The sequence below is a fragment of the Clostridium sp. 7_2_43FAA genome (assembly GCF_000158375.2).
GTDB lineage: Bacteria > Bacillota > Clostridia > Clostridiales > Clostridiaceae > Clostridium > Clostridium tertium.
The window spans coordinates 78044-86740 of sequence record NZ_JH815223.1 but is presented as its reverse complement, the minus strand read 5'-3'; the positions used below and the strand labels follow the sequence as shown (position 1 = coordinate 86740).

Annotated in this window: 8 protein-coding genes; 1 reads left to right on the top strand and 7 read right to left on the bottom strand. The window is 27.2% G+C overall.

The genetic code is table 11. The features are described from left to right. Positions 1–18 precede the first annotated feature (18 nt). From CSBG_RS16745 to CSBG_RS16730, 4 genes are all read right to left on the bottom strand, one after another. Positions 19–783, bottom strand: coding sequence for a hypothetical protein (locus CSBG_RS16745; protein WP_008681401.1), 765 nt, complete (start codon positions 781–783; stop codon positions 19–21). Next, positions 783–1658, bottom strand: coding sequence for an ABC transporter ATP-binding protein (locus CSBG_RS16740; protein ID WP_008681400.1), 876 nt, complete (start codon positions 1656–1658; stop codon positions 783–785). The genes CSBG_RS16745 and CSBG_RS16740 overlap by 1 nt, the downstream gene beginning before the upstream one ends. A 3-nt stretch (positions 1659–1661) precedes the next feature. After that, positions 1662–2024 (bottom strand): GntR family transcriptional regulator, encoded by a 363-nt coding sequence (locus CSBG_RS16735; protein WP_008681398.1) that lies wholly within the window; start codon positions 2022–2024, stop codon positions 1662–1664. A gap of 170 nt (positions 2025–2194) precedes the next feature. Continuing rightward, entirely contained in the window at positions 2195–3505 is a 1311-nt protein-coding gene (locus tag CSBG_RS16730; RefSeq protein WP_008681397.1) for a sodium-dependent transporter, read from the bottom strand. Positions 3506–3982: 477 nt separating this feature from the next. Between CSBG_RS16730 and CSBG_RS16725 the strand changes: the two genes are divergently transcribed. Continuing rightward, positions 3983–5593, top strand: coding sequence for an ATP-binding cassette domain-containing protein (locus CSBG_RS16725; RefSeq protein WP_008681396.1), 1611 nt, complete (start codon positions 3983–3985; stop codon positions 5591–5593). A gap of 46 nt (positions 5594–5639) precedes the next feature. Here CSBG_RS16725 and CSBG_RS16720 read toward each other — a convergent pair whose 3' ends face one another. From CSBG_RS16720 to CSBG_RS16710, 3 genes are all read right to left on the bottom strand, one after another. After that, complete coding sequence (locus CSBG_RS16720; RefSeq protein WP_008681395.1) at positions 5640–6098, bottom strand: GNAT family N-acetyltransferase; 459 nt, start codon at positions 6096–6098, stop codon at positions 5640–5642. A 27-nt stretch (positions 6099–6125) separates the two neighbouring features. Next, the gene (locus CSBG_RS16715) at positions 6126–7457 is read right to left on the bottom strand and encodes an MATE family efflux transporter (RefSeq protein ID WP_008681394.1); all 1332 of its coding nucleotides are present in this window, start codon (positions 7455–7457) and stop codon (positions 6126–6128) included. Positions 7458–7681: 224 nt separating this feature from the next. Then, positions 7682–8467, bottom strand: a complete 786-nt coding sequence (locus CSBG_RS16710) for a Cof-type HAD-IIB family hydrolase (protein WP_008681393.1) — start codon at positions 8465–8467, stop codon at positions 7682–7684. Positions 8468–8697 lie beyond the last annotated feature (230 nt).

Below are 8697 nucleotides of genomic sequence, written 5' to 3'. Positions count from 1 at the left end.
CTTCATTTTTTATTTATACTATTTTTGTTTTATTGTCATTTTTCTTATTAATAGATATGCAACAGCAGCTAATGCTACAGATGTAATGCTAAAAGTTGAAATAGTCATATATACATTTATAGGTAAAATTCCTAAAATATAGAATAAAGCCTCAGAAATTTTACCTAATAAATATGGAAAACTTAATACCATCATATTAAATATCATATTAAAAACTATAATTAATAATATTGGAATAATTGATATTACAGTCTTCATTAATTTATTGCATTTATAATAAAGCATGGTTATTACAAACCCGAAAAGAAATACCATTAAATATACAGATACTTGAAATAAAAACGTATTAAAAAGTGTTTCTAAACTATTACTTTGAACCCACCCATTATTAGCATAATTCCAAATATTAACGTAATCCGTATATATCATATCATAATTAGTTGGACAGTTAACAAAAATGTTATATATCCTATTTAGAATTAAATCTATAAATGACATCCCTATAGATATTGGAACCATTGATAATACTGTTCCATAAAAGTAACTCTTTCTAGATAAGTTATTAGCCTTTATAAAATAAAAATTTTCCTTAAACACATTTAATCCTACAACAAATATAAATATGGCAGAAGAAAGTTCTATTCCCGATGACGATATTGTTCCATTAAATTTATAAGCAAATATTGTTGAGAGAGCGCATATCGCAATGAATACGCAATAATATATTAATATTGATTTTTTTAAAGAGCCTATATTATATTTAACTATTGATTTTATCTTCATTACTTAGCTTCCTCCTCTCCTGTTAAATGAATAAACAATTTTTGAAGTTCAACTTTTGAAATTTCTAACCCTAATTCTACTATTTCCTTTTTATTTTCTTTAGTTAATCCCCCAATGATTGTAGCTTCCTTAAATCCAGCTATAGTTTCTATATTAATACAATTCTTACCTTCTAAATACTTATCTACTTTTTCAGCTGCTCCTGATACTAAGTAAGCTTCTCCTAATAACCCTTCTACTTCTCTATCACCTAAAACTTTTCCATTCTTAATTATTATTACTTTTTCTAAAATCTCTGAAACCTCTTCTATAATATGAGTTGAAAGTACTATAGTCTTTGGCTCATCTATATAATTTGCAACTAATTCTTTATAAAACATATCTCTATGATTTGCATCTAATCCTAAAACAGGCTCATCAAAAAGTAATATTTCAGCTCCTGATGATAAAGTTATTATTATTTTACATATTGAAGAATATCCAGTAGATAACTCTTTAAATTTTTTATCAACATTAAGTCCAAACTTTTTGCTTAAATTTAATGCATAGTCCATATCAAAATTATTATAAAATTCTTTTGTCCATTTAAATAAATCTTTGATTTTTAAACTTGGTGGATATAAATCTTGCTCTGTCATAAAATAAATTTTATCATTTACCTTATCGTTTTCTATTAAATCTTCATTATCAATTGTAATTTCACCTTCAGTTGGGAATATTCTATTAGTTATAAGATTTAGTAAAGTTGTTTTCCCTGCGCCATTTCTTCCCAATAATCCATATATCTTATTTTCCTCTATTGTTAATGAAACATTATCTAGAACCTTATTCTTTCCATATGTCTTGGTTAAATTAGATATTTTTATTAATGACATTAACTACTCCCCCTTTCTAATCATTTCTATGATATCTGCAGTAGATATATTAAGCTTCTTAGCTTCTTCAATTAATGAAACTATATAATTAGAATAAAACTTATCTTTTCTCTTTTGTATTAACTTTTCCTTACTACCACTTGAAACAAACATCCCAACACCTCTTCTTTTATAAATAATTCCTTCATCTACTAATAAATTAAAGCCTTTCGCTACAGTTGCTGGATTAATTTTGAACTTTACAGATATTTCTGTTGTTGATGGTATTACTTCATCTTCATTTAAAATTCCATTTAAAATTCCATCTTCTATTGATTGTGCTATTTGAATATATATAGGTATTTCACTAGAAAAATCTAAATTCATAGCTACCTCCTTTTAACTTTCTAATATAATATATGTGAATTCAGTTAATTAGTTCATTACTCGTGTAATTAACTATATATCTTTTAAGATTAATTGTCAATATTTAGAAACAAAAAAAAGATGATGCTATATAAACATCATCTCTTGATTTATTAAAACTTACTAATTAACTATATACCGCCATAAATTATTCCAAGTATTATAACCAATACTGTTATAGTAGTAAAACCGTACTTAGAAAATAATAAAAACTTATTTCCAACCTTCCTACTTGCACCCATATTTATTTCCTCTAGAATTTCTTCTTTATCTCTCATGAAATAAAATACTATAAGAACTATTAATGCTCCAAGAGGAGATATAACTATTGTTATAAAATCTGCAAAATTATTAAATAAATTCATATCTAAATTTAATGGTATTGATAGTATAAATAATATCATTGATATTAAAATTGTAGCTTTTTTCCTACTTAATTTTGTTTGAGACATTAAAGCTTCTACTGGCCCCTCTAGCATATTTATTGATGAGCTTACAGCTGCAAATATTATACTTAAGAAAAATAATATTGATAGTATTTGTCCTGCAGGCATTGATTTAAAAATAGTCGGTAGTGTTATAAATAACAATGGTGGCCCTGACATAGGATCTAAGCCAAATGCAAATACTGCTGGCATTATAACAAATGAAGCTAATAATGCTGATATAGTATCTAATATTGCTGTACTAATTGCTGCCCTTGGTATATCCATATCCTTTTCTATATAACTACCATACACCACCATTCCACATCCATTTAATGATACTGTGAAAAACGCTTGTCCAAGTGCCATTACCCATGTATTAACTTTAAATAAGTATTCCCATTTAGGTGTTAATAAGTACTTAACTCCTTCCATAGCTCCTGGTAAAGTTAATGATCTAAAAGCTAATAATATAAAAATTATAAAAAGTAATGGCATTATTATCTTGTTTGCCTTTTCTATTCCCTTTGTAATCCCTATAATTACTATAATAAGAGCTATAAATATTGCAATTGCATTCCATAATATAGTTTCATTACTTCCTGCAAAATTATTAAAGAAACTATCTATCTCTATTTTATTTATTTCTCCTGTTGTACTTAAAGTAAAATATTTAATAATCCAGCCTACAACTACGTTATAAAACATAAAAACTCCTGCTAATCCTACTGCTGGTATTGCCCCTATTAATACTCCACCTTTTTTGCCCCTTTTCTCAAATGTATCTTTTATTCCTGTTAATGATCCACCCTGCGCTGATCTTCCAAAAGTAAATTCTGTAATAAGCCCTATAGAACCTAGTAATAAAACAAATATAAAGTATGGTATTAAAAATACTGCTCCTCCATTTTGTCCTAGCCTATATGGGAACATCCAAATGTTACCTAACCCTACAGCTGCTCCTATGCAAGATATTATAAATCCTACCCTGCTCGTAAAATGTTCTCTTTTCTTCATAACCTACATTCCTCCTTAATTTATATAAAAAAACCACATAGTCTCTACTATGTGGTAAATAAGCAGGAATAAAAATACCACATAGCATTTATCTATGTGGTTAAATTATCTCTAAAAACTCGAGCATAATTAAAACTTATAACCATCATAGACACAAACCTTAAATCTTTATTACGGCTTGTATCTATAATTACTTTATAAATACAAGTCCTATCTATAATAGCTATAATAATAATTCATATTAACTTTTATTTCTTTCAAGTTAATTATTTTGCTCATTTTTATTCTCCCAAAACTGCATTTTAGTAAATATTAACACTTCCTTATTCGAGTGTCAACCCTATAAATTATAGGATTTAAATAATTTACTATGTTTCCATTAAATTTTCTAAATATTATTTTAGCTTTAAATGAAAATATGTTAACTTTATGATATAATAACGAAATGAATAATATTAGAAATGAGGTCGGTTTTTAGTGATAACTGTATCAAACGTAAGTTTAAGATTTGGTGGCCGTAAGCTTTTTGAAGATGTAAATATAAAATTTACTCCTGGTAACTGTTATGGCGTTATCGGTGCTAACGGTGCTGGTAAAAGTACATTCTTAAAAATATTATCTGGAGAAATTGAACCAAATACAGGAGATGTTTCTATTGCTCCAAATACAAGAATGTCTGTTTTAAAACAAGATCATTATGCATATGATGAATTCGAAGTTTTACAAACAGTGATAATGGGTAACAAAAGATTATATGAAATAATGGAAGAAAAAGATGCTTTATATGCAAAGCCTGATTTTTCTGATGAAGATGGTATAAGAGCTTCTGAATTAGAAGGTGAATTTGCTGATATGAATGGTTGGGAAGCTGAATCAGATGCTTCTTCATTACTTCAAGGCTTAGGAATCGGAACTGACATGCACTACAAAAAGATGTCAGAACTTGTAGGTGGAGAAAAGGTTAAAGTTCTTTTAGCTCAAGCTTTATTCGGTAATCCTGGAATTCTAATTCTAGATGAGCCTACAAACCACTTAGATATACAATCAATTAACTGGTTGGAAGACTTCCTTTTAAGATTTGAAGGAACTGTTATAGTTGTATCCCATGATAGACACTTCTTAAATACAGTATGTACTGTAATGGCAGATGTTGACTTTGGTAAGATCAAATTATATGTTGGTAACTATGACTTCTGGTATGAATCAAGCCAATTAGCATTACAAATGGCTAAGGATCAAAACAAAAAGAAGGAAGATAAAATTAAAGAATTACAAGACTTTATTGCAAGATTTAGTGCTAATGCTTCTAAATCTAAGCAAGCAACTTCACGTAAGAAGTTATTAGATAAAATAACTTTAGATGATATTCAACCTTCAAGCAGAAGATATCCTTTCGTTGGATTCAAACCTGAAAGAGAGGTTGGTAATGAAATTTTAACAGTTGAAGGATTAACTAAGACTATTGATGGAGTTAAAGTTTTAGACAATGTTAGTTTTAGAATTAATAAAGATGATAAAATAGCACTTATTGGTGATAATGACATTGCTATAACAACCTTATTTAAAATAATAAACGGTGAAATGGAGCCAGACAGTGGAGAATTCAAATGGGGAATAACTATAACAAAATCTTACTTCCCTAAAGATAATAATGAATTCTTTGATAACTGTGATTTAAGCCTTGTAGATTGGCTAAGACAATACTCAGGTAACACTGTTGAAGAGCAATCTGAATCTTACTTAAGAGGATTCCTAGGTAGAATGTTATTCTCTGGTGAAGAAGCATTAAAGAAAGCTAGTGTATTATCAGGAGGAGAAAAGGTTAGATGTATGTTATCTAGAATGATGCTTACAAATGCTAATGTATTAATGCTAGATCAACCTACAAACCACTTAGACCTTGAATCAATAACTGCTGTTAATAATGGACTTAAAGATTATAAGAGTGTTATAATGTTTGCTTCTCATGACCATCAATTTATTCAAACTATTGCAAATAGGATAATAGATATTAAAGAAGATGGATCAATAGTAGATAGAGCTATGACATATGATGAATACTTAGAGTTCTCAGGCAAGACTAAATAAAGATTTATATAAAAATAAGGAGCTGTTTTCAACAGCTCCTTATTTTTTATATATTATTTATCATTCTAATTTCTCTGTATTTTACTCCTGAAAATTCATATTCAAATACTTCTCTCTTTTCAAAGCCATTTTTTTCATATAAATCTATTGCAATAATATTATCAACCTCAGCACTTGTGTAAAGCTTCTGATGTCCATATTTATCTACAAAGAACTCTAAAAACTTCTGTACTGCTACTTTTCCTATTCCATTATTTTGATACTTAATATCTATCATGAATCTGCTCATTGACCATCCATTAAGTTCATCATCAAAATCATATAAAATAAAGCCTACAATATCATTATCCTTATAAATACCTAATGGATATAAATTAGGCTCATATGCTGCTTGTACCAAAGAATACATATTGGAAGCAACAAATCTTTTCTGTTCATCACTAACTTTTAATTCTATACATTCATTATAATTACTTCTATCAATTTCCCTAAATTCTATATTCATCTCTAATCCCTCCCTTTAATACTATATTTATTTTTCTTCTTTAACTCCTTGTGTATATTTTAAATATAACATAATACTAATTAATAAAGTACTAACTTCAGCTAAAGGGATAGTAATCCAAACCCCTGTCATTCCAAATAATCTAGATAATAATAGTATCAATGGAATAACTACAATTAAGCCTCTTATAATAGAAATTATAAAAGATTCTTTTGCTTCATTAATTGATGCAAAAAATGATGTTGTTACTATATTCAATCCCATTATAAAAAAAGCTGTAAAGTAAATCTTAATACCTTCATTTGCTATAGAAAACAACTCTTGATTTCTCTCTTTATTAAAAACATTAATTATTTCCTCTGAAAATACTATTCCTAATAGATAACAAAGAGATCCAACAACTGCTGCTGTTATTAAAGCATACTTATATATAATTTTAACATTCTTACTTTTACCTTCGCCATAATTTTTACTTATTATTGGTTGTATTCCCTGCGCTATACCAGTAAATATTGCAATTACTATTAAAGCAAGATTTGCTATTACTCCATAAGCTGCTACCCCTATGTTATTAGCAATATCTAAAATTGTAAAATTAAATAACAACATTATTATCCCTGAAGAAAATTCCGTTATAAATGATGGTATTCCCAAAGAAATTATATTCTTTATATAATACTTACTAATCTTACATTTAATAAATTTAAAATTATTTTTCTTTTTAATAAAATGTAATGATAGTGCTATTAAACTAATTACCGGAGCAAGTCCAGTTGCAAATGCAGCTCCAAACATGCCTAGTTTAAAAGGAAATATAAAAATATAGTCTAAAATTATATTACTAAAGCTTCCTAAAAGCATTGCTATCATAGATAAGTTTGGATTATCATCATTTCTTATAAAACATATTATTATATTATTTATTATGAATGCACAAGAAAACATTAAAATTATTTTTAAATAGACTCCAGCTAAAGGATTCACATTTTTATCTGCACCAAGTAGACTAGCAATATCATATGAAAAAGATATCCCGACAATAGTTAAAATTAATCCAACTAGAAACCCTAAAATAATTGAATTGGTAAAAACTTTATTTGCCTTTTCCTTATTATTTCTACCTCTATATATAGAATATTTTGTTGCTGCTCCCATTCCAATCATTAACCCAATTCCACTAATTAAACTATATGCTGGTAAAACCAAATTCAATGCAGTTAATCCAATACTTCCCACACCATTTGCTACAAAAAATGTATCAGCTAATATATAACATGAAAGTCCTATCATGCTAATAACATTAAAAGATACATATTTTATGAAGCTTTTTAGAATACTATTACTTAATTCTATTCTCATATTTCTCTCCTCCTATAAATAAAAAAAGCATTAGGTGGTTCATACCCAAAGGCCTAATGGCATGAATCCCTAATGCTTGCTATACGAATATTATATCCGGCGACATAATCACTCAATGCTTATTTAATTAAAACAATTTTATTATAACTTACTCTTATTGTCAACATGTGAAATTTCCAATTTATTTATATTAATTTATTTCCTTAGTATTCTTAAATAATCTGTTACCTTAGCATCTTTTCTATACATTCACTAACACTTGAAACATGATTATTAGCATAGCCCTTTAATTGTTCTTCTACATGATGAAATGTGAAGCTATTGTTAGTTAAATTAAACATAGATAAGTCATTATATGAATCCCCAATTGCATAAAGCTTTTCTATATCTAAATTATTAAGTTCTAATAATTTTTTTAGTCCATTTCCTTTTGAGCAATCTTTAGGAGCTATATCAACGAAATATTGATTTCTAAATGCTTCTACCGCATGTCCATACTTCTTTATTAATAAATCCTTTGCTTCTTCTGCTTTATCTATATCCATATTTTTTGCAAATAAGCTTATAATTGAGTAATTTCTTTTTTTAGAAAATACATCTTCCTTTGATATTACACCTTTGAAGTAGTCCATTAAATGTTCTATTCCACTAAAGTCCTCTGGATCTATAAGATAGTTACTTCCTTCATGTTCAAAATGAACACAAATGCCATCTTCATCTATAAATTCTCTAAATACTTCTTCTGCAACTTCACTAGTTATAAAATTATCATAAATTACATTATCGTTATTATCAATTATTATAGAACCGTTGCATGCAACTATGTAATCATATTCTATTTCAGGATATTTATTAAATATTTTATGTATTCCTTCTAAACTTCTCCCTGTTGATATTATAAACTTATGACCTTCTTCCTTAAGCTTTAATATGGCATTTATATCTTCTTCATTGATAATTTCATCATTTTGTACTAAAGTTCCATCTAAATCACAAGCTAAATATTTCATTTATATACACTCCCCTAATATTTTCTACTTTCAAATTATAACATATAGTACTAATTTTTAATTTTTAAGATATGAAATTTTAAAATTAAATTATATTTTCTTACCATACTTAACATTAGTTATTTTCATTACACCTTTCATTGTAAAATATGAATAGTTATTTTTAAATGTTATATAGAGAGAAGATTATCAAGGAAAAAAATAAAAAGCAAAATAACATTATATAATGT